The following is a 24,330-nucleotide window of genomic DNA, read 5'->3' as shown; positions in this document are numbered from 1 at the left end:
AAGAGGGTGGTGTCACCGAAGGTAGGTGTGCCGCGACACTACGTCAAGATGTGGTGGGGCGATCAGAACATGAGGAGCGCGGTGAGGATTCCGGTGGTGAGGACGAGGGTGGTCGCGATCGACACTCGGCGGCCGCGGGCGCGGCGGCGGGTGGTCGCGGACCGGTCGGGGCGGGTCGTGCAGGGCTCGAAGCCGAGTTCGTCGGCCGGGGCGAGTGCGCTGCCGAGGCGGGCGAGGAACGACCGGCGCTCCGCCTGCCGGGTCGCCTCCTCGACGACCCGGCGGCGCATGAACTCCCGGTGCCTGGTGGCCGGAACCCTGACATCCGGCGGCACGGTGAGGCTCGACGGGAGTACGAGATCGGTGGGGAGCGCGAGCCCCGGCGGGAGCGCCCGCTGGACCACCGCATGCGCGGCCGCTACCCGCCTCGCCCGGCTGATCGCAGGCGGGAGGATCAGATAAGCGAGGTGGACGAGCGACCGGTAGTCGTCGAGCAGCAACGCCTCGATCAGCGGCTCTTCCCGCGTAGGCCCCTGAACCGGCCCTGGGACGATCGGTGTCTCGACCGTGGCGGACATGCAACTCCTCAACTCGGCGTACCTGAGTTCCAACGAACGAATCACTGACCGGTCACGGAACCGTCGGCTAGTCTCCGTCACATGAGCACTGGTGACGGGGTTGCGGGGCAGTGGGGCGGGGTCGACGTCCATTTCGGTGAGGAGGGCGGGCGGCTCACCTACGGCAGCTACCTGCGTCTGGCCGAGCTGCTCGACCAGCAGCGGCTGGAGTCCGACCCGCCGGCGCACGACGAGCTGCTGTTCATCACGATCCACCAGGTGTATGAGCTGTGGTTCAAGCAGGTCCTGCACGAGCTGACCGCATCCCGGGACGCGATGCTCGCCGGTGAGCACTGGCTGGCCGAGCACCTGCTGCGGCGGGTGCACACGATCGAGCGCGTGCTGACACAGCAGGTGGACATCCTCGAGACGATGACACCGCAGGACTTCGGCGAGTTCCGGCACCGGTTGTCGCCGGCGTCCGGGTTCCAGTCCGTGCAGTTCCGGGAGATCGAGTTCCTGTCCGGCGCGAAGGATCCATCCTTCGTACGCCGTTTCCGCGGGCTGACCTCGGTTGAGCAGGATCGTTTGCGGCTCCGCCTGGAGGAGCCGACGCTCTGGGACGCGTACCTCGACGTACTGCGGAAGGCCGGCTTCGACACCGACACCGAGGACTCCATCCGCGACGCCCTGCGCAAGATCGCCGGCGACCGCTCGCACTACGCGGCCATCTGGGAACTCGCGGAGGCCCTGGTGCAGCACGACGAACTCGCCGCGGCCTGGCGCGCCCGACACGTGGTCATGGTCGAGCGCATGATCGGCACCAAACCGGGCACCGGTGGCTCGTCCGGCGCCAACTACCTCCGCAGCCGTCTCGACCTCCGCTACTACCCTCTCCTCTGGAGCCTCCGCAGCAACCTCTGACCCTCTCCGGAAACAATTCGCCACCTGCTGACGAATTAGTTCCGGAAAGCGCCGGCTGAAGGGATTCGAGTGGTGAAGCTCTACTCCGACGTGGGCGTGCAGCGATGTGGGCAGGTCGTCGGCGATCTGATGCTGGCGGGATGGGTCTGGGCCTGCGTCGAGTTGGGGATGCTCGTCTATCGTGTGACGGACGCGCTCGGGGCGCCGGGGCGGAAGGCGGCCGAAGCAGGCGATGGGCTCGCGGGTGACCTGCGGCGGATGTCCGAGCCAATCGGGAAGGTGCCGGGCGTGGGGGATCAACTGCGTTCCCCGATCGACAGTGCGGCCGGTGCGGCGGGGAAGCTGGCGCAGGCGGGGCGGGACCAGGCGCATGCGGTGGAGCAGTTGGCGTATGTACTCGCGGGCGTGACGATCGGGTTGCCGGTGCTGTTCGCCGTACTGATCTGGGTGCCGCGGCGGATCCGGTTCGCGCGGCGGGCGTCGGCGGCGCAGCGGTTCATCGACAACGCGGCGGACCTGGACCTGTTCGCGCTCCGGGCGATGGCGAATCAGCCGATGCACAAGCTCGCAAAGATCTCCGCCGACCCGGTCACCGCCTGGCGCGAGGGTGACCGCGAGGTCGTCACCGCACTAGCCACCCTCGAACTCCGCACCACCGGCCTGAAGCCACCGCGTCTTTCCGGTAAGAAACAGTCACCTGGTGACGAAAAAGTTCCGGAGAACGACGCTTAACACCGGCTTGAGGCTTGCTTGAGTGAGCTGAAGCTACGCTCGGGTTCATGGCGCGGGTGTTGCTGGTCGAGGACGATGATGCGATTCGGTTGTCGTTGGGGAAGTCCCTGACGGCGGCCGGGCATGTGGTCTCGGCGGTTGCGGCCGGCGCCGACGGGGTCGCCGCGGTGGCGCGGGAGCGGCCGGAGGTGTTGCTGCTCGACCTCGGGCTGCCGGATCTGGACGGGCGGGACGTGCTCGCGATGGTGCGGGCGGTCAGCGACGTACCGGTGATCGTGGCGACGGCGCGGGACGACGACGCGAGCGTCGTACGGCTGCTGGATGCGGGCGCGGACGACTACGTGATCAAGCCGTTCAGCGCGGCGCAGATGGATGCGCGGATTCGCGCCGTACTGCGGCGGCTCGGGCCGGACCAGCAGGAGGAGTCGACCGTCGAGGTCGGCGGGTTGCGGATCGATCCGCGCAGCCGGGAGGTGACCGTCGACGGTGCGCCGGTCGACCTGACCCGGAAGGAGTTCGACCTGCTGCTGGCGTTGTCGCGTCGGCCCGGGGCCGTGGTGACGAAGCGGGAACTGCTCGCGGAGGTCTGGGGGCTGCCGTGGGGCGGCGGCGACCGGACTGTCGACGTACACCTGTCGTGGTTGCGCCGGAAGCTCGGCGAGACGGCGGCCGCGCCGCGGTTCCTGCACAGCGTGCGCGGCGTCGGGATCAAGCTCGCCGTGGACGGCTGAGCATGCGTCGTCGGATCCTGCTGCTGTCGGTGGGCATGACCACGTTGGTCGTGCTCGCGTTCGCCGTACCGCTGGTGATTCTGCTCCGCAGTACGACGGCCAACGAGTCCAAGGACAAGGCGCGGTACCTCGCGGAGAGCGTCGCGTACTACGTCGGCGACAAGGACCACACGAACGACGACATCACGGCGTACCTCGACGGCCTGCCGGATCATCCGGGACGGATCTCGGTGCGGATGCCGGACGGTACGACCCTGGGCGATCCGCCGCCCGGCGGGGTGCCGACGCCGAAGAACGTGCCGGCCGGGTACGGCGACGGTGATCGCGACGACAAGGGCCCGCCGAAGATCGGCGACGCGGACTACCGCAACGTCGGCGGCGGTCTCGCGGTGGACGTCGGTGTCGGTACGCCGAACGGCACGGCCTCCGTCTGCCTCTACCTGACCGGCGACGAGCTGTACGACGGTGTGGTGCCGAGGATCCTGATCCTCGTCGGCGGGAGCCTGGTCGTCCTGCTGCTCAGCATCCTCGGTGCCGAGCTGGTGTCCCGACGTCTCGCACGCCCGCTGGAGGAGACGGCGAGTACGGCGGAACGTCTGGCCCGCGGCGACATGGACGCCCGGGCCCCGACGACCGGACCGGCCGAGGTCGCGAAGGTCGGCGCCGCGCTGAACGGGCTCGCGGACCGGATCGACGAGGTGATCGCGGTCGAGCGCGAGGCGGTCGCGGACCTGTCGCACCGCCTGCGTACGCCGTTGACCGCGCTGCGCCTGCAGGTCGAGGCGCTCCCGGACCGGGAGAGCGCCGAGGAGCTGAACACCCAGGTCAACAGTCTCGAACGGACCCTGACCGCCGTGATCAGCGCGGCCCGTCGACCGCAGCGCGAGGGACGCGTACCGCACTCGGACGCGGTCGAGGTGACGCGTCAGCGGGCCGCGTTCTGGGAGCCGCTGTTCGAGGATCAGGGCCGCGAGTTGGCGCTGGATCTGCCGAACGCGCCCGCGACGGTGCGTGCGTCCGGCGAGGACCTCGGCGCGGCACTCGACGCACTCGTGGAGAACGTCGTAGCGCACACCCCCGACGGGACGCCCGCGCGAATCACTCTGACCCGCGCGGACGGCGTCGTACAGATAGTTGTCGCCGACAACGGTCCCGGCATCCCCCTCGGCGCCGGCGAACGCGGCCGCAGCGACCGAGGCTCCACCGGCCTAGGCCTGGACATAGCCCGCCGCTGCGCCGAAGCCGCCGGCGGCACCCTGACCCTCCACCGCAACGAGGTCGTCCTGACCCTGGCTGCGCTGTAGATCAGCTGATCGACCAGACCGTCACCTCGACCTCAGCCTTGTTCGTCCTCGCGTTGAACCCCCGGACCTGGAACAGCGCGAGATGCGGATTCTCCGAGAGGCCTGAGCGCACGCAGAAGGCCGTACCAATCCCAGCCGAAAATCTGTCATGCTCGGCGTTCGTGCCCAGAACGGCCAGGCATCCGTCGTAGGTAGCCGGTGTCCCGGGTTCGAGTCCGCCCGCTGCGGCGTTGATCCCGGTCCTGACGTATGGCACACCGCCGGTCAGGTCGAAACCCTGCACCTCGTACACCCCGGTGTCCCGACTCACGACCGGGCCGGGCTGATCGATGTCGATGCCGTCGCCGACCGGAATGTTCACTTTCTCCTTCCAGACAGGCGTGCCCGCCCCACCCGCCACCGCACCGCTCGACGGCGGATCGGTGCTGGTGGCGCTCGCGGTCACGGTCGTCGTGCTCAGGACCGTGCTGGTCACTGTGGTTGTCGGTGGCGCCGGATTGATGGCTTGCGGTAAGGCCCCGGCCTGGCCGAGGACTACGGTCAGGACGGCGCCGCCGATCGCCGCAACCGCCGGAATCCCCGCCAGCAGAGCCGGATGGCGGTGCCATGCGTACTCCCGGTCGTCTTTCTGCTGGCCCGTTGTCGTGCTGCTCATTCGTGGTTCCCCCCACACGTGGCAGGCCTCGGGTCGGCCTGCGAACGATTGGTCCACGATGAGCTATCTCGGACCGGGCGTCCATAGCTGAGAGTGACTAAATCAGTCCTTTGAGGACGGATAGTGCGCGCTCGAGGTGGGGGGCCTCGTCGGTTGCGCGGGTGGCGGCTGCCAGTTCGACGGTTGCCGACCCGCTGAGCGCGCGGTAAGCGACGCCCGGGACCAGCAGTTCGGCAACGGGCGCAGGGACGATCGCGATGCCCAGCCCGGCCGCGACGAACGTCACCAACGTCGACGTCTCCGCCACCTCGTGCCGGACCCGCGGCTCGAACCCGGCCTCCCGGCAGCGCGCGAGCACGGTGTCGTGCATCACCGAACGCCCGCCGCCCGCATGGATCACGAAGTCCTCGTCCGCCAGCTCCTTCAGGCGCACCCGACGCCGATCGGCCAGTCGATGCCCGTCGGGTACGGCGACGATCAGCGGATCGGCCCGCAGTACTTCGACCCGCAGCGACTCGTCCTCGACCGGCGGCCGCAGCAGCCCGAGATCGATCCGCCCGTCCGCGAGCGCCTGCGCCTGGTCGGGCGCGAGCATCTCGCCCTGTACGGCGACCTCGACATCGGGAAGTTCCTCGCGCAACGTCCGGACCAGCTGCGGCAGCAGGCTGTACGTCGCCGAGCCCACGCACCCGATCACCAACCGCCCCTGCAGCCCGGCCGCCACCCGCTGCGCTTCGCCAGCCGCGGACGAGACCGCCGCGATGATCTGCCGCGCCCGAACCAGATAGGACTCGCCCGCGGGCGTGAGCTCCACGCGTCGCGTCGTACGGCGGAGCAACTGCAGGCCGAGCTCGCTCTCGAGTTGGCGGATCTGCTGCGACAACGGCGGCTGCGCCATGTGCAGGCGGGCGGCGGCGCGGCCGAAGTGCCGTTCCTCGGCGACGGCGACGAAGTACCGCAGGTGACGGAGCTCCACGCTATTCATATTCGCAGAGTCTCGATCCGATACAAATGAGTATTTCTCCATATCGGTCTTGCCGACATACCGTCGAGGCATGAGCGACGTGGTGGTCTGCGAACCGATCCGTACCCCGGTGGGCCGCTTCGGCGGCGCCCTGTCCGCGCTGTCCGCAGCCGACCTCGCCACCGTCGCTCTCACCGAACTCGTACGCCGAACCGGTCTGGGCGAAGGTGATATCGACGACGTCGTGCTCGGCCAGTGCTACCCGAACGGCGAGGCGCCCGCGGTCGGCCGGATCGCCGCTCTCGACGCGGGCCTCGGCGTCGGCGTACCCGGTGTCCAGGTGGACCGCCGGTGCGGCTCGGGACTGCAGGCCGTGCTGTACGCCGCGGGCATGGTCGCCACCGGCGCCGCCCGGGTAGTTGTTGCCGGAGGCACCGAATCGATGTCGCAGGTCGAGCACTACGCCCTCGGCCTGCGCACCGGCGTCCGCGGCAACGTCGAACTGAACGACCGCCTGATCCGGGCTCGCGAGACGGCCGGCGGCAAGTATCACCCGGTGCCGGGCGGCATGCTGGAGACGGCCGATAACGTACGCCGGCAGTACGGCATCACGCGCGCCGAGCAGGACGAGTTCGCGCTGCGCTCGCACCAACGGGCCGTCGCCGCGCAAGCCGAGGGGCGCTTCGCGGATGAGCTGGTTCCGGTGGAGGTCCCCAAGCGCGGCCTGGTTACCGCCGACGAGCACCCTCGCGCCGACACCTCGCTCGAGGGGCTCGCCGCTCTTCGGCCCGTCATGCTCAAGGACGACCCGGCAGCGACCGTGACCGCGGGCAACGCGAGCGGGCAGAACGACGGTGCCGCGGTCTGCGTCGTCACCACCCGCGACGAAGCGGAACGCCGCGGCCTGCGTCCGCTGGTGATGCTGAAGTCCTGGGCCGTCGCCGGGGTCGGACCCGAGGTGATGGGCATCGGCCCGGTCCCGGCCGTCGCCGCCGCGCTCGCCCGCGCCGACCTGACCCTCGACGACCTCGACCTGATCGAGCTCAACGAGGCCTTCGCCGCCCAGGTCCTGGCCTGCTTGCGCGAATGGAAGATCGACCCTCTGGACGACCGCCTGAACCCGAACGGCTCCGGTATCTCCCTCGGCCATCCGGTCGGCGCGACCGGCGCACGGATCCTGGCCACCCTGTCCCGCGAACTGCATCGGCGCGAGGGCCGCTACGGCCTGGAAACCCTCTGCATCGGCGGCGGCCAGGGCATCGCCGCGGTCTTCGAGGCCGTCCGATGAAGGTTGCTTCCATGATCAGCGGCCGGCCCGACGCGGCGACCGTCGTCCTGGCGAACTCGCTCGGGGCCACGTGGGAGATGTGGGACGCCAACCTGGCCTCGTTGGAGGAGCACTTTCGGGTGGTGCGCTTCGATACTCGCGGGCATGGTCGCTCGCCGGTCCCGCCCGGTCCGTACACGATCGACGACCTCAGCGACGACGCCGTCGACCTGCTCGACGAGCTCGGCGTCGAACGTGTGCACTTCGTCGGCCTGTCGCTCGGCGGCATGATCGGCCTGCGCCTCGCCGCCCGGAATCCCGAGCGCGTCGACCGCCTCGCCGTCCTCTGCACCGGCGCCCGACTCGATCCGTTGTCAGCGTGGTCCGAGCGCGCGGAACTCGTTCTCTCGAAGGGTACGGCGGCAGTTGCGGAGAGCGTCGTACGACGCTGGTACACGGCGCCCTGGCTCGACGGGCATCCGCAGGTCCGCAAGGAATCCGAGGAGATGGTCGCCTCGACGCCGCCCGACGGGTACGCCGCCTGCTGCGAGGTGATCGCCGCGATGGATCTGCTCGACGAGCTGCCCCGCATCACCGCGCCCACGCTGGCGATCGCCGGCGTCGCGCACCTTCTGGGAGACGGTTCATGAGCCTCGACAAGGTCGTCGCCACGCCGGCTGAGGCGGTCGCGGACATCGCGGACGGGTCGAGTCTCGCGGTCGGCGGGTTCGGGCTGGCCGGGATCCCGTGGTTCCTGATCGAGGCGTTGCTCGAGCAGGGCGCGAGCGATCTGACCGTGGTGTCGAACAACTGCGGCGTCGACGGCGCGGGACTCGGTCTGCTGCTCGAACGTGGGCGGATCAGCCGGGTGATCGCGTCGTACGTCGGGGAGAACAAGGAGTTCGCGCGGCAGTACCTCGCGGGGGAGTTGACAGTCGAGCTGACGCCGCAGGGCACGCTCGCGGAGCGCCTGCGGGCGGGCGGCGCCGGGATCGGGGCGTTCTTCACTCCCACCGGTGTCGGCACGCTGGTCTCGGAAGGCGGGCTGCCGTGGCGGTACGCGCCCGACGGCACGGTCGCGGTCGCGTCACCGGCCAAGGAGGTTCGGACGATCCAGGGCCGGGACATGGTGCTGGAGGAGGCGATCGTCACCGATGTGGCGCTGGTCCGCGCCGCGGTCGCCGATCGGGCCGGTAACTGTGTCTTCCACGCGGCCGCCCGGAACTTCAACCCGGTCGCCGCGATGGCCGGTCGGCTGACGATCGTCGAGGCCGAGCGGGTCGTCGAGGTCGGCGAGCTCGCTCCGGACGCGATCCACCTGCCGGGCGTGTTCGTGCGCCGCGTCGTACCGCTGACGCCGGAGCAGGCCGCCCGCAAGAGCATCGAGAAACGCACCATCCGGGAGTCTTGAGATGCCGTGGACGCGTGACGAGATGGCCGCGCGGGCGGCCGCCGAGCTGACCGATGGCGAGTACGTGAACCTGGGCATCGGCCTGCCGACCCTCGTCCCCAATCATCTGCCGCCCGGATCGTCCGTCACGCTGCAGGCGGAGAACGGGATCCTCGGCGTCGGCCCGTTCCCGTCCGACGACGAGGTCGACCCGGACCTGATCGACGCCGGTAAACAGACCGTCACCGTCGTCCCCGGAGCGTCGTACTTCGACTCCGCGACCAGTTTCGCGATGATCCGGGGCGGCCACATCGACGTCGCCGTACTCGGCGGCATGCAGGTCTCCGCGTACGGCGACCTCGCGAACTGGCTCGTCCCGGGCGCGATGGTGAAGGGCATGGGCGGTGCCATGGACCTCGTCAGCGGCGCCCGCCGTGTTGTCGTCCTGATGGAACACCTCACCCGCCAGGGCGCGCCCAAACTCCTGTCCTCCTGCACCCTTCCGCTGACCGGTCGCAGGGTGGTCCAACGAGTGATCACCGACCTCGCCGTCCTGGACGTTGCCGACGGCACCTTCACCCTGGTGGAGCTGGCCCCCGGCGTCACCGCGGCCGACGTGCAGGACGCCACCGCCGCACCCGTTCGCTGATGCGGCCAAGGGAGGCGACATTCAGTAGTTGATTGATTACTCTGTCGTCGGTTGTGTGGTATGCCTGGCTGGCTTACGCCAAGGTGAGTAGCGGCGAGCCGGTGCGGACGCCCCTGAGGCCGGGACGGTCCAGTGCGGTACAGCTTTGCTGCCCGAAGGGGCAACGATCTCGATCACGATCACCGCGGCAGGCATTGCGGCCCTCGCGGCGACCAGCTCCTGCCGGAGCCGCCGCTGATTGCAGGTAGCTGCAACTTTCTCGTCAGAGGTCCGCAGACACGGCTATAGTCAGCGCGATCTCGAACTTCGAGACAATCTTGGAGGGGGACTCCTATGAAGCTGCAGCGTTTTGCGCTCGCGCTGGCCGCCACCGGCCTGCTCGGCGCCGCCGCCGTTTCGGCCCCGGCAGCCGCCACCGGCCAGGCCGATCCGACGCCGTACTTCCCGGAAAAGACCGCCCAGCCACTGTCCGCGAAGGCCGCGGCTGCCAACCCGTGCCTCAGTGCGGTCGGCGTGCCCACCGCCGCGGGCACGATGCAGGAGATCGACGCGACGCCGGCGTTCCCGCCACGTTCGGACACTTACGAGACCTTCCCGTTCGTCAGCACCCGGGCGGACGCGACCTGGTACTTCGCGGCCAACGCTTCGCAGACCCAGTTCTACTACTACGGCCTGCTGCTGCAGGGCGCGAACCTCTACCGGCACACGACGTACTTGCCGGCCGACTCGACCAAGCCGCCGGTGCCGACCTTCAAGAAGGTCGGGTCGGGCTGGACCAGCTTCAAGTCGATCGCCACGTCGAACTACAGCGTCGGGACGCCGCGGCACGCGTATCTCTACGGCCTGAACACCAACAACAGCCTGTACCGCTACGCGATCGTCGGCGCCGGCTTCAAGGCGCTCGGCCCGATCCCGGGCTTCCGCGGCTTCAAGGCGATGACGGTGATCAGCGAGTCCGCGACGTACGACACGTTGCTGATGACAACGACCACCGGCGCGCTCTGGACCGCTCACATCCCGATCGCAGCCGGAGCCAAGCCGGTGATGAAGCTCATCCGTTCTTCGGGCTTCGCGCAGTACGAGTCCCTGGTCGCCCAGGGCTGCGGCACCCGCGGAGGCACGCTGCTCGTCGCGGCCGACCACGACACCCAGACCGCCAACCAGTACGCCCTGAGCCACGCGAACGGCACCGCAACGGCGGTCACGTCGTACGGCAAGATCCCGGGCGTCTTCAACGGCGTCACCCACGTGTCGCTCACCACGCACTACGACCAGCTGGTCGGCGAGTAGTCCCCGCCGCGACGTCCCGCCACCCTCAGCGAGCTCGCTGAGGGTGGCGGTGTCGTTTCTGGGAGACTCAGGTATGCGATTGCTGCTCGAAGGCGCCTATGCGACGTACCCGCACTACAACGGCTATTGGCGGGACGGGCGGGCGGTTGCCCTGGTCCGCGAGGGCGGCGCGGGGTTCGAGGTGATCGGGGTCGATCTCGACGGGGCGAACCAGGTTGTGTTGCTGGAGCTCGACGCAGCGGACGGCGCGCCGTGGATCGACATCGCGCTCGACGCGGAGACGATGGTGGTCTCGTGGCAGAACCAACTCGTCGTGAAGGAGTTGCGAGTCCGGGGAGCGGGATTGGCACTGCGGGATCAGCCGCGACGGCAGGTGGGCCGTCGTCGACACAAGCGGACCCGCCGACGCCCCCGGTCGCGGTTGGCAGGACGCCGGTCACCAGAGCTCGATCGTTGCCATCGACACCGAAACCGGCGAACGCTTCCTCCTCGCCACCACCAACCACGAATCCCACCCGTACCACCCTCACCCCTCCGTAACCCCCGACGGCCGATCAGTCGTCTTCAACCACATCGAACACACCCCCCCCGACGGCAACACCACCCACCGCGGCGCCACCATCGTCCCGCTCCCCACCTCCTAACCCAAGGGCTGCGGTCAGCGGGCGGCCAACCCTCGGTTCGTGTGCACCCGAACCGGTGCCGGTGCACAAGAAATAGCGGCTCTTGTGACTGATGTGTAGGTGGTCGACGGGTGCCGGGCGCGGTGTGATGTGCAAGCTCGACAGGAGATGTCGGGTGGACGGGTAGTGCACCTGAGCGTGAACGTTTCCGTGTGTACAGCGTCTCGCCGGTGTACTACCTGTCGAGCGTGCCCATCACCCCGCCGCGAGCAGCCGCGCCACCACCGGCTCGAGCGCCGAGCCGGCACTGCAACACCCACACCTCCGGCAGGAGAACGGGTATCCCCTGGTGTTGTGGGTTCTCCCCTCTAATACCAACGGAGAAGGCACAACACCGCCGGATATCCCCTCGTGTGCGGTGCGTGCGTGCGGTGCGTGCGAGCGGTGCGGTGGGTGGTGCGGTGGGACTGGGCACAGGAGCTGGTAGGGCGGGCCCGTGCCTACATCCCGCTTCCCCTGCACTGGTGCCAGATCTGGTTGGGGTCCGGGCTATTGGGCTAGGGGCCAGTGGTGGGCTGTGGGTGGGGCTTGGATGTGCCAGGTGGGTGGGGTGGTGGGGTAGACGCGGGTGCTGAGGACGCGGCCTGCGCTGGTGAAGACTTCGAGGGTTGAGCCGTCGAGGATGATTCGGGCGGCTGGGCGGTCGGAGGAGGGGTCGAAGGCGTCCGTCGCCTGCATGCGGCCGCCGTGGGCGTGGGGGTTGCGGCTGGCTTGGGTGCGGTCGATGGTCAGGGTGTCGGCGTCGAGTTCGATCACCACGCGTTCGTGCTCGCTGAAGTGGATGACGACCTGCCCGGAGCCTTCGGGTACGACGATTTCGCACTGGGCGCCTGTCGACGCGCCGTCGGCGGGTGAGCCGTCGCCGACGCGGAGGGTGTCGAGCGTCGGCACCGGCGCGCTGCGGAGTGACGAGTCCGACCCGAGCCAGACGACCCGAGGCAGCGAGATGACTCCCGCCCAGTCGTCGGTCCAGCCCGGCCGGTCGCGCCCCTCGGTCAGCCAGCCGAACAGCAGCGGCCCGAAGCGGCTGTCCCGCAAGGCGGATGCCGCGTAGAAGTTGGTCCCGTGATCGACGCGCCGCGGAACCACGGGTGCATCGACATCGAACGACAGCACCTCAGCCGGACCACCCTCCGGCGACCACGACGCGATCACCGCGATCCGGCGGCCGTCGACGGTGAGCATCTGCGGACATTCCCACGCGGCGCCGGTGTCGTCGCCCGCCGCGACGCCGCGGGGCAGTTCGGCGAGCGGACCGGCGTACGTCCAGTTCTCGAGGTCGGTCGAGCGGTACGACGGGATGCTCGCCCCGCGGTCGGCGTACCCGGAGCCGACGACCATCCACCACGTGCCGTTCTCCTGCCAGACAAAGGGATCGCGGAACATGATCGCCTGATCGGACGGGTCAGGCACCACCTGGTGCGGCGGTCCGAACGACGTACCGCCGTCGTCGGACACGGCAGTGAGGACCGACTGGTACGGGCGTCCTTCGATGTGGCCCGAGTAGAACGCGCGGACCCGTCCGTCGTCCAGGACCGTGTTGCCGGACCAGCAGCCGTCGGTGTCCGGTCCGCCCGGCTGTGGCGCCATCGCGGGCCGGTGCAGCGTCCAGCGCACGTAGTCGGGTGAGGTCGCGTGCCCCCACTCGACCGGCACGTGATGATCGAGCGTGGGCCGCGACTGGAAGTACACATGTACGTCGTCTCCCACTTCGATCGGCCCGTTCGGGTCGTTGAGGAATCCGCGCGGCGGCCGGATGTGGAACGCGGGGCGCAGATGCGCGACCGCAGCGGCCGATCGGGTTGCGGACTGGGTCTGGGTCACCGGGAAGCTCCTGCCGTGATGCCTGCGATGAAGTACCTCTGGGCGAAGATGAACAGCAGCACACTCGGGAGAATCGCCAGTACGACGCCGGCCAGCACGACCGAGATCGAACCGGTGCCGAGGTTCCCCTGCAGACCGACCAGCCCGAGCGGCAGCGTGAAGTTGTCCTGCGACTGCAGGAAGATCAGCGGCCGGTAGAACTCCGCCCAGAAACCGGAGAAGTTCAGGATCGCGAGCGTCGCGATCGCCGGACCGGCCATCTTGGCGTAGATCATCAGGAACGTCTGGAAGTGACCGGCGCCGTCGATCCTTGCCGCCTCGCCCAGTTCGCGAGGCATCTGCATGAAGTACTGCCGCATCAGGAAGGTGCCGAACGCGCTCCCGAGGGCGGAGACCACCAGCGACAACGGGCTGTCGGAGAGTCCGAGGTACCGGATGATCACGAACACCGGGATGATGATCGTCTGCAGCGGCACCATCATGGTGGCCAGGAAGATCCCGAAGATCACCGAGCGCCCCGGGAAGCTGATCATCGCGAACGCGTACCCGGACAGCGTGCAGGTGATGGTCTGACCGACCACGATCAGCCCGGTGACGATCACGCTGTTGAAGAAGAACCGGCCGATCGGGATCCGGTCGAAGACCGCGGCGTAGTTGGAGAAGTCGGGGTGCAGCGGGATCCACTGCGGAGGGTTGCTGAACGCCTCGGCCGGCGTCCGCAGCGACGTCGTGACCGTCCACAACAACGGGCCGAGGGCGATCATCGCGGCGATCACCAGCACCGCGATGCCGGTGATCCGGCCGATCCGGGCCAGCGTTCCGGTCGATTCTGTCATTGGTAGAACACCAGCTTTCGTGCTGCGAGGAACTGCAGCCCGGTGATCACCAGGATCGCTACCAGCAGCACGATCGCGATCGCCGAGCCGTACCCGAACTGCAGGTTCTGGAAGCCCTTCTGGTACATCGAGATCGTCACCGTCGTGGTCGCCGATCCCGGGCCGCCCTTGGTCATGATGTACGGCTGGTCGAACAGCTGCATCGCGTTGATCAGGGCAACGACTGCGGCGAACAGGATCGTCGGGCTGATCAACGGGATCTTGATCCGGAACAGCGTCCGGAACGCGCCGGCGCCGTCGATCTGCGCGGCCTCCAGTACGTCGGTGGGGACCGACATCAAGGACGCGACGAACAGGACGAACGTGAAGCCGATCTGCTGCCACACCGCGATCAGCACGATCGTCGCGGCCGCCCCGAAACCGTTGGTCAGCCACGGCACGTTCGGGATCCCGAGCAGGCTGAGGTAGTAGTTCACGACCCCGAACTTGTAGTCGAACAGATAGCCCATGAAGATCGACACGGCCGCCGTCGACGCGAGCAGCGGCAGGTAGAACGCCGTACGGAACAGCGTCCGTACCCAGATCAGCTTGCGCTGGTTGACCAGGACTGCGAGCCCGAGGCCGATGGTCAGCTGCAGTACGACGATCGCGAGCGCCATCCCCAGCGTGACGCCGAACGACTTGAGCACCGGCCCGTCGGTGAACAGCCGCCGGTAGTTCTCCAGCCCGACGTACTCCGGTGTCGAGATGACGTCCCAGGAGAAGAACGACAGACCCAGCGAGGCGACGATCGGGATCGCGGTGAAGATCGCGACGAACAGCACCGACAGACCGATCATCGCGAACCCGAAGCGCGCCTCGCCGTGCGAGGACGGGTGACCGCGCTTCTTCACGACGGCTTCTCGCACCTCCGCGGTGACGGCGGTCATCAGCTCGCTCCTGCGGCCTTCTCGAGGTCGGACTGCAGCCCGTCCAGGGCCGCCTTCGCGTTACCGGACGAGATCGCCTGGGTGGTGCGCTGGTTCAGCGCGGTCGCGAGCGCGTTGTAGTACGGCGGGGCCGGGATCGGGGCCGTGTCCGGGTGCTTGGTCAGCGTGTCGTAGAAGACCGACCAGTGCTTCGGCCCGGTCTTGGCGTACCGCGCGGCCGTCACCAGGGACTTGCGGCCGGGGGTGGTCACGTTGCCCGGGAAGACCAGGTCGAAGGTCTCCGGCTTCACCAGCAGCTTCAGGACCTCCCAGGCCAGGTCCTTCTTCTTCGACGACTTGAAGATCGCGTACCCGCCGGCGCCGAACAGGTGCCGCTGGCTCTTCCACTTCGGGAACATCGTGACGTCGAAGCTGCCGTTCTTCATCCCGGCATTCGTGAGCCCGCCGGCCCAGAACCCGCCGCCGATCGACATCCCGATCCGGTTCGACGCGAACAGACCCTGCAGCGTGCCGCCACCGCCGACGTCGGGCGACGGCGACAGGCCCTTCTTGGTCAGCTCGATCATGTAGTTCAGGGCCTCGACGGTGGCGTCGGAGTTCGCGGTCGGTGCGCCCCACTTCCAGCCGCCCTTGCGACCGGCGGCGGCAGTGTCACCGGCGTACGCCTTGCTCCACAGCCAGTCGCCGCCGTCGTACTTGCCTTCCTCGAGCAGGTTGGCGTTGTTCGCGTACATGAACGACGTCCAGCTGCCCCACAGCCGGACCACCCAGCCGAAGGCGTTGATGCCCTTGAACTTGGCGATCTTGGTGGCCGCGGTCTCGAAGTCGTCGAGGGTCCAGTCCGCGCTCGGCGGTACGACGCCTGCGCGCTGGAAGAGCTCTGTGCTGTAGAACATGTTCCCGGCGTTGAAGCTGTCGGGGAGCTCCCACAGGTGGCCCTGGTACATCATCGACTCGACGAGGGCCGGGTGGATGTCGGCGAAGTACTCCTTCAGTGCGCCCAGGTCCTTGGTGACGTAGTCGTCGAGCGGGACCGCCAGTTCCTTCGACGCCATCAGCTGCAGGCCTTCGGTGGCGACGCTGATGATGTCCGGCGGGGTCCCGGCGGCGATCTGGGTCAGCACCTTGGCCAGGAAGTCGTTCCAGTCGGTGCCGTTGATGGCGGAGATCTCGAACTTGATCGTCGAGTCCAGCTTGGCGATCTGCGGCTGCAACCGGTTCTGCAGCTGGGTGGCCTGCGCCTGCTCGCCGAAGTACAGCATCTTCAGCGACTTCGACGAGCCGCCGCCGTCCTTGCTGCAGGCGGCCAGGTCGGCCAGCGCGGCCAGGCCGAGGCCACCGGCCCCGGCCTTCAGCAGCGTACGGCGGGCGAGCGAGCCTCCGGGCGGATGAATACCTGTCATGAGGGTTCCTCCTTGACCGCTCGGGCGGCCCGGCGCGCCGCCCAATACGTATTGACCCGGGACGGTAGCAGCGGTGTACGGTGGGACGCAATACGTATTGGGCCGAGCTGTGATAGTAAATTAGCTGCGGCGGTCAGGCCGCGCATCGTTAAGGGGGGACCATGGCGAAGTCGCCGGCCGGCCGGCCGAAACGCGTCACGATGACCGACGTCGCGCGCCGCGCGGGGGTGTCCCAGCCGACCGTCTCCTTCGTGCTCAACGACCGCCGGGACGTCGCGGTGGCCGAGGAGACCAGGCGGCGCGTGCTCCAGGCCGCGGCCGAGCTCGACTTCGTCCCCAACCGGGCGGCCCAGCTGCTGCGGTCGAACAAGTCGTTCACCGTCGGCGTCGTGACCAGCGGGATCGTTTCCCAGCCGTACGCCGGTCTGATCGTGCTCGGCCTGCAACAGGTCGTCCAGCCGGCGGGCTACGTGTGCATGGTCGTCGACACGACCGGCGATCCGGGCCAGGGCGACGATGCGGTGGCGAGCCTGGTCGGGCAAGGGGTCGCCGCGATCGTGTACGCGTCGCTCGCGCCGATGCCGCTGCACCGCAGTCCGCGCCTCGACGGGATCCGGACGATCTTCGTCAACTGCTGGCCCGAGGAAGGCCACGCCGACACGATCCTGCTGGCCGACGAGTACGCCGGTGGGCGCGCCGCGGCGGCGTCCGTGTTCGAACGCGGGCATCGCGAGGTCGCGTTCATCGGCGGCATGCGGAACGACTACGCCTGCAAGGAACGCCGGCGCGGATTCGACGACGCCGCCCGGGCAGCCGGTCTGCGCCCGGCCGATCTCGTGCATCGGTACGGCACCTACCAGATCGGGAACGGGTACGACCTGGCGACCGAGGTGATGACCGAGCACGCCCCGACGGCTCTGGTCTGCGGGAACGACCGGATGGCGATCGGCGCGCTGCTCGCCCTGCACGCGCTCGGGCTGGAGTGCCCGCGGGACGTCAGCATCGTCGGCTTCGACGACCAGCCCGATGTCGCGGACCAGGTTCGGCCGGGCCTGACCACCGCCGCGCTGCCGCACCTGATGCTGGGCCGACGGGCCGGCGAACTCCTGCTGGCCGGCCCGGACGATGCACCCGAGCGGGTGATCATCGACTGCGAGCTGATCGAGCGCGAGTCGGTCGGTGATCCGCCACGCCGGCGACCGCGGCCTCGGGCGACCGCGAAATGATCCACTGGCGCCCGCCGTCGGGCTTCGTCGGTGACGTGATCCCGTTCAGTCACGCGGGGCGGATCTGGTTGTTCTACCTGCTCGATGAGCGTCCCGAGGATCCGACCGCCGGTGCGAGCGGGATGCCGTGGGCGTTGGTGTCCACGACGGACTTCGTGCAGTACACGGACCACGGCGTCGTACTGCCGGCCGGGGATCGCGATGCGGTCGATTTCGACTGCTACACGGGCAGTGTGGTGGCGGACGGGTCGCGGCTGCACCTCTTCTATACCGGGCACAATCCGCGGCGCGGGGACGCCGACGGTTCCTTCCAGGTGGTGTGTCATGCGGTCAGCGACGGCGATCCGACGCGTTGGACCAAGCTGGGTGATCAGACGTTTGGCGCGCCGGACGGGTATGTGCCGCAGGACTGGCGGGATCCGTTCGTGTACCGGACTGCAGCCGATCAGCCGTGGCAGATGGTGCTGGCGGCGCGGTACGTCGATGTGCCGGATCGCCGGTGTGGTGTCGTCGCGCGATTGACGTCGACGGACCTGGCGCAGTGGACGATCGCGGAGCCGTTGTGGGAGCCGCACCGGTTCATCACGCAGGAGTGCCCGGACGTGTTCCAGTGGGGCGATTGGTGGTACCTGGTGTACTCCGAGTTCACCGACGCGTTTCAGACACGTTATCGGATCGCGCGGGGGCCATCTGGTCCATGGCTGGCGCCTGGGCGCGACACCGTCGACGGGCGGGCGTTCTACGCGGCCAAGTCGGTCGAGCACGACGGGCGGCGGTTCTTCATCGGCTGGATCCCCACAAAACAAGGGGATTCCGATGCCGGTCCGTGGCAGTGGGCGGGCGATCTCGCCGTACTCGAAGCGCATCAGGAGGACGACGGAACGTTGGCGTTCGGGCTCCCCGCGGAGGTTGTGGCGGCGTACGCCGACGTACAGGATGTCAAGCTGTCCCCGCTGGACGGCGCAGACACCGAGCCGGGACAGGGAGCGATTGACCGGTACGCCGCCTGGGTCGGTGATCCCGCTCCTTCGCAGTGCCTGATCACCCTGACCGTCGACGTCGCGGCCGGCACGCAGTCGTTCGGATTGCTGCTGCACGCCGGCGCGGACGGCGAGGACGCCACCGTCGTACGGCTGGAACCGCACCGCAACCGCATCGTCCTGGATCGCTGGCCCCGCGCACGAACAGGCCCAGCCCAATGGCAGGTCGACGGCGACATCCCGCACCTCGTAGAACTAGAACGCCCCTGCCCCCTCCCACCCGGCCGCCACACCGTGCAGGTCCTGCTCAACAGCACAACCGGCCAGGTAGTAGTAGACAAACGCGTCACCCTGACCTTCCGCCGCTACGACCTGGCTTCGCGCCACGCCGGCCTCTTCGTCACAGACGGCACCGTCAACCTCACAGAACTCACGATCTCGAGCTAGTGGCGTTCTCAGGAGCGGCCGGAGATTTTGCGGTTGAGGGAGAAGAGGCGTCCGAGGACTGGCATCAGGACGATGTTCAGGCCGTGCAGGACGCCGATGATCAGCAGGATGCCGCCGATGCGGCCGGCCTCGAAGCCGGCCTGTGGGGCGGTGACGATGATGCTCCACGTCTCCCGGGGCTGGAAGCTGACGGTGAACAGGATGTACGCGGTGAAGATCAGGTAGTACACGATGTCGGTCAGCACGATGTAGCTCTTGCCGGTCTGCGGGTTGTCGTGGAAGACGTCGGCGGCGTACGCGCGGCCGAACCGTTTGATGAACGGGCCGAGCCACAGGGCCAGGCCGATCAGCAGTAGGTCGGTGAACAGCTCGAGGATCCACCAGTCGAGCAGGAGATCCCCGGTTGTCCCGGCCCGCGGCGTGAAGACCAGGACGATTGCCGCCAGCAACAAGACGGCGAGGACCAGGGTGGCGGTGGTACGGACGATCCGCCGCCGCCGGATCCGGTCGTCGGCGATGCTGCCGAGCACTCGATCGAACAGGTCCGGTGCCGGCGGGCGCGTGGCCGTCGGGTCCAGAGCGTCGTACAGCCGGCGTTCTACCTCGGAGGGCTCGCCGGGAGTTTCGGGGCGTCGTGTCATCCCTGGACCTCCAAGACAGATTTCAGCGACCGCAGGCCGCGTTGTAAGTGGGTCTTCACGGAGTTGGGCGACAGGCCGAGGGTGTCGGCGATGTCGGCGACGGAGAGTTCGAGGTAGTAGCGCAGGACGACGCAGTCGCGCTGGCGGCGCGGCAGTTCGCGCAGGGCCGCGATCACTTCGCGGCGACTCTCGTCCGCGAAGGCGTGGTCCTCGGCCGACCGGTCGTCGGGGTCGGCCGGCAGCCGGTGCCGGAGCGACACCAGACCGCGACGGTTGTGGTCTCGGGCGAGGTTGATCACGATCGAGCGCAGGTACGCCGCCGCTCGGTCGGGATCGTGGATCCGGTGCTGACTCCGGGCCAACCGGAGAAACGCCTCCTGTACCAGGTCCTCGGCCGCGGTCCGGTCGTCGACGAACCAGCGAGCGAGCTGGACCAGGCGCCCCGCTTCCGCCTGGAACAGCGCGACCACGAGCGCGTCGGCGTCCGTCCGGACGCCGCCGACCGGTAGGTCCGCAGCCGCATCCATAGCCCCCATCACCTCTACGGACGGACGAGCCGGCGGAACGGGTGACACGGCAAGGAATGTTCTTCCGCTGTCACCCGTTCCGCGGCACTACGCCGTCTGTCGTTGTGATCCGTGCATCCAGCATCGGCGATCGAGGGGGAGTCATGACAGGTCTGAAGCTTTTCGCCACGACGGCAGTCCTCGCCGTCTCCGCAATCGCCACCGCCCCCGCGGCGGTAGCGCAGTCCGACGTAGTGACGGCGTACGGCGCGCTCAGGGACCTGGCGCCCGCCGCGGCCGGTCCGCTCGACGGCGCCCGCGCTGTGCTCGTGATGGTGTCCGGCGACGGCCACACCGACGTACGGCTCCACGTGCAGGGGATCGACCGCTCGGAGGTGGGCCGTACGTTCGGCGCCCACTTGCACGTCGGTCCGTGTGTCGCTGGTGACGGAGCCGCAGCCGGCCCGCACTACAACACCGACGCTCTGGCCGGCCGCGTCCCGCCGCGCATCGACGAGACGACCGAGGTCTGGCTCGACTTCACCGTCACGCCGGGCGGAACCGGTCACGCGTACGCCGGGGTTCCGTTCGTACCTGCGCCGGGCGAGCGCGCGATCGTGATCCACCAGAACCCGACCGACGACCACGGCGCAGCCGGCCCACGCCTGGCCTGCCTGCCGGTGTCATGGTGAGCCTGCTCCGATCGGCTGCCGCAGGACTCGGGCTCGGCGTCTGCTGGGGAATCGCGGCCCGGGTGTGGATGCGGCTGATCTCGACCGATCCGGGGTTCAGTTGGACCGGCACAGGCATGATCCTGGCGCTGACCGCCGTCTCCGGTCTCGCGCTCGGCATCCTGTACGGCGTACGTCGCGCCGGCCGATCGCGGTGGTGGCGATTGCTCGCCGTACTCTGCCTACCCGTCTTCCTCGGCCCTGGGATGATCTTCCTGCCCGCGTTCCTCCTCGGCGGTCTGCTCTACGTCGACCGCCGGTGGGCACGCATCGCCGGCCTGGCTGGCATCGGCCTGGCCGAACTAGCCCTCTGGCTCGTGGACCGCGGCCAGCCGATCAACCCCTGGTACCACTACGGCGGCTTCCTCATCCTGTCCCTGACCCTCGCCGCCGGAGCCGCGGAACTGTACCGGCCCCGCCGTAGCCTCTTCCAACTCGTCCCCATCGCCCCGAACGGCAACCGCGGGCTGCCGACTCGCACGCACCTGTAGAGATTGGGGGACGCTGCCTGCGCGGCGCCTCCCAACTCTTGTGCCAGGGTGAGTCGCATGGATGATGAGCGGACGAAGCAGACCCGTCCGGCTGAGCCTCGGTTGCCGGCTGCTGTCGCGGTGATGGCGGCGATCGGGCTGTACGCCGTCCTGCCCGGCGCTCTGCAGATCGGGCCACGGTTCGTGATCCCGGCGCTGGAACTGCTGTTGTTCGTTCCCTTGGTCCTGGCCAACCCGCGCCGGATGAGCAAGGAGAACCGCTTCCTGCGGCGGCTGTCGATCGGCCTCGTGCTGCTGATCGCGTTGTCCAACACGACTGCGCTCGTACTGCTGATCCGGTCGCTGGTAGTCGGAGAGGCGACAGCGGGCGGTCAGTTGCTGGCAGCCGCCGGCCAGGTGTGGCTGACGAACGTTCTCGTGTTCGCGCTCGCGTACTGGGAGCTTGATCGGGGCGGTCCGGTCACGCGCTTTCGGGTCGATCGGCCGGGACTACCCGCTGCCGATTTCCGGTTTCCGCAGGACGAGGACCACGACGCGATCAGTGAAGTGGCGCAGCGGTCCTCGGCCAGGTCCGGCTGGGCCCCGGGATTCATCGACTACCTGTTCGTGTCCGTCACCAACTCCTCGGCCTTCAGCCCCACCGACACCATGCCGCTGACGGTTCGGGCCAAGCTCCTGATGGCGGTCGAGTCGGTCTCGGCCCTGATGCTCTCGGTCCTGGTCGTCTCCTTCGCCGTCGGACTCCTCGGTGGGTGACTACCTGCTCTGCTGGTTGGCGGGCGATGCCGTCAAGTCCAGCGAGCCGTCGATCACCGCGGCGGCGACCGCGCTGAGGTGGCGCCCGTTGTGGCGCGCGTAGGTGCGCAGTACGGCGAAGGCCGCGTCGACGCCGAGACCGGCTCGCTCGGCCAGCACGCCTTTGGCCTGTTCGATCAGGACGCGGCTGTTCAGCGCACCCTGGAGTTGTTCGGCGACGACCTCGCCGTGGCGAACGGTGCGTTCCTGCAGCAGGCCGATGGTGGCGACGTCCGCCAGCGCCTGACCGACCGCGATGTCGTCGTCGCTGAGGCTGGAACGGTGCTGGCAGAACAGGTTCATGGCTCCGATGACCTGACCGCGCAGGCGCAGCGGCAGGGCATGCACGGAACGGTAGCCGGCCGCCGTGGTCGCCGCCTGGAACCGCGGCCATCGGGCCTGGACCTCGGCCAGGTCGATGTTCACCACCGGGTGTCCGGTGGTGAAGCAATCCAGGCAGGGTCCTTCGGAGTTCTGCAGCTCGAACAGTTCCAGCAGCCGGGCCTGATCGGTGGTGGAGGCCACTACGTGCAGCTGGTCCTGGGGGTCGACCAGGATGAGCCCGGCTGCGTCGGCCTGCAGGATCTCGACGCTGCGTTCGGTGAGCGTGTGCAGGAAGTCGATGACGTCGAAACCTGCGACGAGGGTGTCGGCGAGCTCGACGAACACGCTGGCCAGTCGCTGCTCCCTGCTCATGGCGCTCTCCTTCCTGACGTGATCGTGTCCCGTGACCGGGTGTGCTGTCTATTCATGATGATCGTCTTCGGGTGAGAAGCGCAGCCGCCGGTCGACTATGTCCTTGGCCACCTCGATCAGCGGACGTTCACTGCTGAAGGCGTGGGCGCGTAGCCGCAGCAGCGCGTCGGTCAGGCCGACGCCGGCCTGCACCGAGATCATCCCGGTCGCCTGATGAATCTCGCGGCGGCTCTCGACGGCCCCGGCCAACCGTGGATGCAGCGGCTCGCCCGGTGTGGCCTTGTCCTGCAGGTGCAGCAAGATCGTCGTGGCCGCTTCCGCGAATGCCAGCGCCTCGGCCAACTGCGGCCGGTCCAGCGAACCGGGCGTGTCGCGATACAGGTCGAGCACGCCCAGCCGAATCGCACCGACCTGGAGCGGGAAGGCGAACACGGCGGCCACACCCGCGTCCAGAGCGGCAGCGGTGAATCCCGGCCACCGCGCCGGTCCGGTAGCGGCCAGGTCGGACTGCAACACCGGCTGCCCGTCGTTCGACGCGTCCAGACACGGGCCCTCGCCCAGGGTGGCCTGGAGGTCTTCCATCATCGAGGCCGGCCCGTCTGTGGCCGTGATGGTGCCGGCGTGACCTGTGGGGGTCATCAATGCCAACCCCACACCACTGACCGGCACTGACATCGCACAGGCGCGGCACAGGTGCTCCGGGAGCGCGTCTCCCACCTCGGCCATGACCTCGGCCAGGATCTGCCGAACTCGTGACGATGACACCCGACCACACCGCCTCCCATTACGTCTCGCCGACCAGGGCCAACCCCGCCGATCAGCCGATTGCCGGCGATCGGACGGCGGCGGCCACCGGTGATCTGGTGGGAAGCCGCCGGGTGCTGATCAGTTCGGCGGCCACGATGCGGAGCTTGATGTTGTTGTCCTGCGAGTAGCGCTGGAGCACTGCGAACGCCTGATCGGCGTTGATGCTGAAGCGTTCCATCAAGACGCCCTGAGCCCGGCCGATGAGCGTGCGGGTCTCGATCGCCTGCGCCAACGTCGACGCCTCCCGGAGGGTGGCGATCGCGACTGCGGCGTGCCGGGCCAGCAACTGCGCGGTGGTCTCGTCGACGGCGGTGAACCCACCGGCGCGGATCGCATAGAGGTTCAGCGCGCCCAGGTTCGAGCGGGCAGTGCACAGCCGAACTGTGAGCACGCTGCGAAGACCGAGTTCGGCGACGCGTGCGCTCCACCGCGGCCACCGCGGGTCGACAACGGTGTCGCTGACCAGAACGCTTGGTTGCTCCCGGCTCACGGGCACACAAGGCCCCTCGCCGTACTCCAGTTGGAGCTGGTCAGCCTGCTCCACTCGCCGATCCGTGGCACCGCCCGTCCTCAGGCCCGTCCGTCGGTCGACAAGGACGACACCGGCACAGTCGCACGTGGTGGTGCGCAGCGCGTACGCCAGGACCAGGCCCACGGCGTCGTCGATGCTCGCGACGTCGTACAACTCCACCGCCAACTGGGCCAGACCACGGGCCAGCAATACCTCTGTTCCGGGGGTGCCGGAAACATCGCGGAAGCCGCCGGCCGCTGGTGGGCGGGAGACTTCACTGTGGATGACAGACATCAGCCCGACTCCGTCCAAACACGCCGTTGGAGCACCGCCGGGTCTCGGGCAGCCGGACACGCCGTTT

General features: G+C 68.7%; 26 protein-coding genes. 14 read left to right on the top strand and 12 right to left on the bottom strand.

The window, feature by feature from the left end; translation table 11 throughout:
* Positions 1-62: 62 nt before the first annotated feature.
* Positions 63-578, bottom strand: coding sequence for a hypothetical protein (locus tag ACLJOO_RS29400; protein WP_410790686.1), 516 nt, complete (start codon positions 576-578; stop codon positions 63-65).
* An 81-nt stretch (positions 579-659) separates the two neighbouring features.
* Here ACLJOO_RS29400 and ACLJOO_RS29395 point away from each other — a divergent pair, with 81 nt between their 5' ends.
* The 4 genes from ACLJOO_RS29395 (at position 660) to ACLJOO_RS29380 (ending at position 4,248) form a co-directional block, all read left to right on the top strand.
* Entirely contained in the window at positions 660-1,481 is an 822-nt protein-coding gene (locus tag ACLJOO_RS29395) for a tryptophan 2,3-dioxygenase (protein ID WP_410790684.1), read from the top strand.
* 72 nt (positions 1,482-1,553) lie between these two features.
* Positions 1,554-2,213: a hypothetical protein gene (locus tag ACLJOO_RS29390; protein WP_410790683.1), complete on the top strand. Its 660-nt coding sequence runs from the start codon at positions 1,554-1,556 to the stop codon at positions 2,211-2,213.
* A 47-nt stretch (positions 2,214-2,260) separates the two neighbouring features.
* On the top strand, positions 2,261-2,944 hold the full coding sequence (locus ACLJOO_RS29385) for a response regulator transcription factor (RefSeq protein WP_410790682.1): 684 nt from the start codon (positions 2,261-2,263) through the stop codon (positions 2,942-2,944).
* Between the two features lie 2 nt (positions 2,945-2,946).
* On the top strand, positions 2,947-4,248 hold the full coding sequence (locus ACLJOO_RS29380) for a sensor histidine kinase (RefSeq protein WP_410790681.1): 1,302 nt from the start codon (positions 2,947-2,949) through the stop codon (positions 4,246-4,248).
* A gap of 1 nt (position 4,249) precedes the next feature.
* Here ACLJOO_RS29380 and ACLJOO_RS29375 read toward each other — a convergent pair whose 3' ends face one another.
* Positions 4,250-4,903, bottom strand: a complete 654-nt coding sequence (locus ACLJOO_RS29375; protein WP_410790680.1) for a hypothetical protein — start codon at positions 4,901-4,903, stop codon at positions 4,250-4,252.
* A gap of 97 nt (positions 4,904-5,000) precedes the next feature.
* Positions 5,001-5,888 (bottom strand): LysR family transcriptional regulator, encoded by an 888-nt coding sequence (locus ACLJOO_RS29370; RefSeq protein ID WP_410790679.1) that lies wholly within the window; start codon positions 5,886-5,888, stop codon positions 5,001-5,003.
* 70 nt (positions 5,889-5,958) lie between these two features.
* On the opposite strand from ACLJOO_RS29370, the gene ACLJOO_RS29365 reads away from it, so the two are divergent.
* The 5 genes from ACLJOO_RS29365 (at position 5,959) to ACLJOO_RS29345 (ending at position 10,463) form a co-directional block, all read left to right on the top strand.
* Positions 5,959-7,155, top strand: a complete 1,197-nt coding sequence (locus ACLJOO_RS29365) for an acetyl-CoA C-acetyltransferase (protein ID WP_410790678.1) — start codon at positions 5,959-5,961, stop codon at positions 7,153-7,155.
* 11 nt (positions 7,156-7,166) lie between these two features.
* Positions 7,167-7,784: an alpha/beta fold hydrolase gene (locus ACLJOO_RS29360; protein WP_410790677.1), complete on the top strand. Its 618-nt coding sequence runs from the start codon at positions 7,167-7,169 to the stop codon at positions 7,782-7,784.
* Positions 7,781-8,545 carry a CoA transferase subunit A gene (locus tag ACLJOO_RS29355; RefSeq protein ID WP_410790676.1) on the top strand — a complete coding sequence of 255 codons (765 nt, stop codon included), beginning with the start codon at positions 7,781-7,783 and terminating at the stop codon, positions 8,543-8,545. Before ACLJOO_RS29360 ends, ACLJOO_RS29355 begins: the two co-directional genes overlap by 4 nt.
* Position 8,546: 1 nt before the next feature.
* Entirely contained in the window at positions 8,547-9,173 is a 627-nt protein-coding gene (locus ACLJOO_RS29350) for a CoA transferase subunit B (RefSeq protein WP_410790675.1), read from the top strand.
* Positions 9,174-9,506: 333 nt separating this feature from the next.
* A complete protein-coding gene (locus ACLJOO_RS29345; protein WP_410790674.1) occupies positions 9,507-10,463 on the top strand; it encodes a hypothetical protein in 957 nt (318 codons plus the stop codon).
* A gap of 1,172 nt (positions 10,464-11,635) precedes the next feature.
* Here ACLJOO_RS29345 and ACLJOO_RS29340 read toward each other — a convergent pair.
* From ACLJOO_RS29340 to ACLJOO_RS29325, 4 genes are read right to left on the bottom strand one after another with little or no spacing between them, the layout of a single operon-like run.
* A complete protein-coding gene (locus ACLJOO_RS29340; RefSeq protein WP_410790673.1) occupies positions 11,636-12,970 on the bottom strand; it encodes a glycoside hydrolase family 32 protein in 1,335 nt (444 codons plus the stop codon).
* Positions 12,967-13,806, bottom strand: coding sequence for a carbohydrate ABC transporter permease (locus ACLJOO_RS29335; RefSeq protein WP_410790672.1), 840 nt, complete (start codon positions 13,804-13,806; stop codon positions 12,967-12,969). Before ACLJOO_RS29335 ends, ACLJOO_RS29340 begins: the two co-directional genes overlap by 4 nt.
* Positions 13,803-14,735, bottom strand: coding sequence for a carbohydrate ABC transporter permease (locus ACLJOO_RS29330; protein ID WP_410790671.1), 933 nt, complete (start codon positions 14,733-14,735; stop codon positions 13,803-13,805). Before ACLJOO_RS29330 ends, ACLJOO_RS29335 begins: the two co-directional genes overlap by 4 nt.
* The gene (locus ACLJOO_RS29325; RefSeq protein WP_410790670.1) at positions 14,735-16,138 is read right to left on the bottom strand and encodes an ABC transporter substrate-binding protein; all 1,404 of its coding nucleotides are present in this window, start codon (positions 16,136-16,138) and stop codon (positions 14,735-14,737) included. The genes ACLJOO_RS29330 and ACLJOO_RS29325 overlap by 1 nt, the downstream gene beginning before the upstream one ends.
* 161 nt (positions 16,139-16,299) lie before the next feature.
* On the opposite strand from ACLJOO_RS29325, the gene ACLJOO_RS29320 reads away from it, so the two are divergent.
* Together ACLJOO_RS29320 and ACLJOO_RS29315 are read left to right on the top strand one after the other, a co-directional pair.
* Entirely contained in the window at positions 16,300-17,364 is a 1,065-nt protein-coding gene (locus tag ACLJOO_RS29320) for a LacI family DNA-binding transcriptional regulator (RefSeq protein WP_410790669.1), read from the top strand.
* Entirely contained in the window at positions 17,361-18,791 is a 1,431-nt protein-coding gene (locus ACLJOO_RS29315) for a glycoside hydrolase (protein ID WP_410790668.1), read from the top strand. The genes ACLJOO_RS29320 and ACLJOO_RS29315 overlap by 4 nt, the downstream gene beginning before the upstream one ends.
* An 8-nt stretch (positions 18,792-18,799) precedes the next feature.
* Here ACLJOO_RS29315 and ACLJOO_RS29310 read toward each other — a convergent pair whose 3' ends face one another.
* Together ACLJOO_RS29310 and ACLJOO_RS29305 are read right to left on the bottom strand one after the other, a co-directional pair.
* On the bottom strand, positions 18,800-19,432 hold the full coding sequence (locus ACLJOO_RS29310) for a hypothetical protein (protein ID WP_410790666.1): 633 nt from the start codon (positions 19,430-19,432) through the stop codon (positions 18,800-18,802).
* Positions 19,429-19,959: an RNA polymerase sigma factor gene (locus ACLJOO_RS29305; RefSeq protein ID WP_410790665.1), complete on the bottom strand. Its 531-nt coding sequence runs from the start codon at positions 19,957-19,959 to the stop codon at positions 19,429-19,431. Before ACLJOO_RS29305 ends, ACLJOO_RS29310 begins: the two co-directional genes overlap by 4 nt.
* A 143-nt stretch (positions 19,960-20,102) precedes the next feature.
* Between ACLJOO_RS29305 and ACLJOO_RS29300 the strand changes: the two genes are divergently transcribed.
* From ACLJOO_RS29300 to ACLJOO_RS29290, 3 genes are read left to right on the top strand one after another with little or no spacing between them, the layout of a single operon-like run.
* Positions 20,103-20,630 carry a hypothetical protein gene (locus tag ACLJOO_RS29300; RefSeq protein WP_410790663.1) on the top strand — a complete coding sequence of 176 codons (528 nt, stop codon included), beginning with the start codon at positions 20,103-20,105 and terminating at the stop codon, positions 20,628-20,630.
* A complete protein-coding gene (locus ACLJOO_RS29295) occupies positions 20,624-21,160 on the top strand; it encodes a hypothetical protein (RefSeq protein WP_410790662.1) in 537 nt (178 codons plus the stop codon). Before ACLJOO_RS29300 ends, ACLJOO_RS29295 begins: the two co-directional genes overlap by 7 nt.
* 57 nt (positions 21,161-21,217) lie before the next feature.
* On the top strand, positions 21,218-21,916 hold the full coding sequence (locus ACLJOO_RS29290) for a hypothetical protein (RefSeq protein ID WP_410790661.1): 699 nt from the start codon (positions 21,218-21,220) through the stop codon (positions 21,914-21,916).
* Here the strand turns inward: ACLJOO_RS29290 and ACLJOO_RS29285 are convergent, their stop codons facing one another.
* From ACLJOO_RS29285 to ACLJOO_RS29275, 3 genes are all read right to left on the bottom strand, one after another.
* Positions 21,917-22,651, bottom strand: a complete 735-nt coding sequence (locus ACLJOO_RS29285; protein ID WP_410790660.1) for a GAF and ANTAR domain-containing protein — start codon at positions 22,649-22,651, stop codon at positions 21,917-21,919.
* Between the two features lie 48 nt (positions 22,652-22,699).
* Positions 22,700-23,290, bottom strand: coding sequence for an ANTAR domain-containing protein (locus ACLJOO_RS29280; protein WP_410790659.1), 591 nt, complete (start codon positions 23,288-23,290; stop codon positions 22,700-22,702).
* Positions 23,291-23,468: 178 nt separating this feature from the next.
* The gene (locus ACLJOO_RS29275; RefSeq protein WP_410790658.1) at positions 23,469-24,263 is read right to left on the bottom strand and encodes an ANTAR domain-containing protein; all 795 of its coding nucleotides are present in this window, start codon (positions 24,261-24,263) and stop codon (positions 23,469-23,471) included.
* Positions 24,264-24,330: the final 67 nt, after the last annotated feature.

Source organism: Kribbella sp. C-35 (genome assembly GCF_046549195.1).
GTDB lineage: Bacteria > Actinomycetota > Actinomycetes > Propionibacteriales > Kribbellaceae > Kribbella.
The sequence above is the reverse complement of the archived record's forward strand: the minus strand, read 5'-3'. Positions and strand labels throughout refer to the sequence as shown.

Bases quoted from the DNA above. Each gene is read 5' to 3' on its own strand.
- ACLJOO_RS29285 (WP_410790660.1), bottom strand. From the start codon at position 22,651: ATGAGCAGGGAGCAGCGACTGGCCAGCGTGTTCGTCGAGCTCGCCGAC.
- ACLJOO_RS29280 (WP_410790659.1), bottom strand. From the start codon at position 23,290: ATGACCCCCACAGGTCACGCCGGCACCATCACGGCCACAGACGGGCCG.
- ACLJOO_RS29350 (WP_410790675.1), top strand. From the start codon at position 8,547: ATGCCGTGGACGCGTGACGAGATGGCCGCGCGGGCGGCCGCCGAGCTG.
- ACLJOO_RS29345 (WP_410790674.1), top strand. From the start codon at position 9,507: ATGAAGCTGCAGCGTTTTGCGCTCGCGCTGGCCGCCACCGGCCTGCTC.
- ACLJOO_RS29385 (WP_410790682.1), top strand. From the start codon at position 2,261: ATGGCGCGGGTGTTGCTGGTCGAGGACGATGATGCGATTCGGTTGTCG.
- ACLJOO_RS29335 (WP_410790672.1), bottom strand. From the start codon at position 13,806: ATGACAGAATCGACCGGAACGCTGGCCCGGATCGGCCGGATCACCGGC.
- ACLJOO_RS29380 (WP_410790681.1), top strand. From the start codon at position 2,947: ATGCGTCGTCGGATCCTGCTGCTGTCGGTGGGCATGACCACGTTGGTC.
- ACLJOO_RS29360 (WP_410790677.1), top strand. From the start codon at position 7,167: ATGATCAGCGGCCGGCCCGACGCGGCGACCGTCGTCCTGGCGAACTCG.
- ACLJOO_RS29300 (WP_410790663.1), top strand. From the start codon at position 20,103: ATGACAGGTCTGAAGCTTTTCGCCACGACGGCAGTCCTCGCCGTCTCC.
- ACLJOO_RS29295 (WP_410790662.1), top strand. From the start codon at position 20,624: ATGGTGAGCCTGCTCCGATCGGCTGCCGCAGGACTCGGGCTCGGCGTC.
- ACLJOO_RS29310 (WP_410790666.1), bottom strand. From the start codon at position 19,432: ATGACACGACGCCCCGAAACTCCCGGCGAGCCCTCCGAGGTAGAACGC.
- ACLJOO_RS29290 (WP_410790661.1), top strand. From the start codon at position 21,218: ATGGATGATGAGCGGACGAAGCAGACCCGTCCGGCTGAGCCTCGGTTG.
- ACLJOO_RS29355 (WP_410790676.1), top strand. From the start codon at position 7,781: ATGAGCCTCGACAAGGTCGTCGCCACGCCGGCTGAGGCGGTCGCGGAC.
- ACLJOO_RS29320 (WP_410790669.1), top strand. From the start codon at position 16,300: ATGGCGAAGTCGCCGGCCGGCCGGCCGAAACGCGTCACGATGACCGAC.
- ACLJOO_RS29365 (WP_410790678.1), top strand. From the start codon at position 5,959: ATGAGCGACGTGGTGGTCTGCGAACCGATCCGTACCCCGGTGGGCCGC.
- ACLJOO_RS29275 (WP_410790658.1), bottom strand. From the start codon at position 24,263: ATGTCTGTCATCCACAGTGAAGTCTCCCGCCCACCAGCGGCCGGCGGC.
- ACLJOO_RS29305 (WP_410790665.1), bottom strand. From the start codon at position 19,959: ATGGATGCGGCTGCGGACCTACCGGTCGGCGGCGTCCGGACGGACGCC.
- ACLJOO_RS29375 (WP_410790680.1), bottom strand. From the start codon at position 4,903: ATGAGCAGCACGACAACGGGCCAGCAGAAAGACGACCGGGAGTACGCA.
- ACLJOO_RS29400 (WP_410790686.1), bottom strand. From the start codon at position 578: ATGTCCGCCACGGTCGAGACACCGATCGTCCCAGGGCCGGTTCAGGGG.
- ACLJOO_RS29370 (WP_410790679.1), bottom strand. From the start codon at position 5,888: ATGAATAGCGTGGAGCTCCGTCACCTGCGGTACTTCGTCGCCGTCGCC.
- ACLJOO_RS29395 (WP_410790684.1), top strand. From the start codon at position 660: ATGAGCACTGGTGACGGGGTTGCGGGGCAGTGGGGCGGGGTCGACGTC.
- ACLJOO_RS29315 (WP_410790668.1), top strand. From the start codon at position 17,361: ATGATCCACTGGCGCCCGCCGTCGGGCTTCGTCGGTGACGTGATCCCG.
- ACLJOO_RS29330 (WP_410790671.1), bottom strand. From the start codon at position 14,735: ATGACCGCCGTCACCGCGGAGGTGCGAGAAGCCGTCGTGAAGAAGCGC.
- ACLJOO_RS29325 (WP_410790670.1), bottom strand. From the start codon at position 16,138: ATGACAGGTATTCATCCGCCCGGAGGCTCGCTCGCCCGCCGTACGCTG.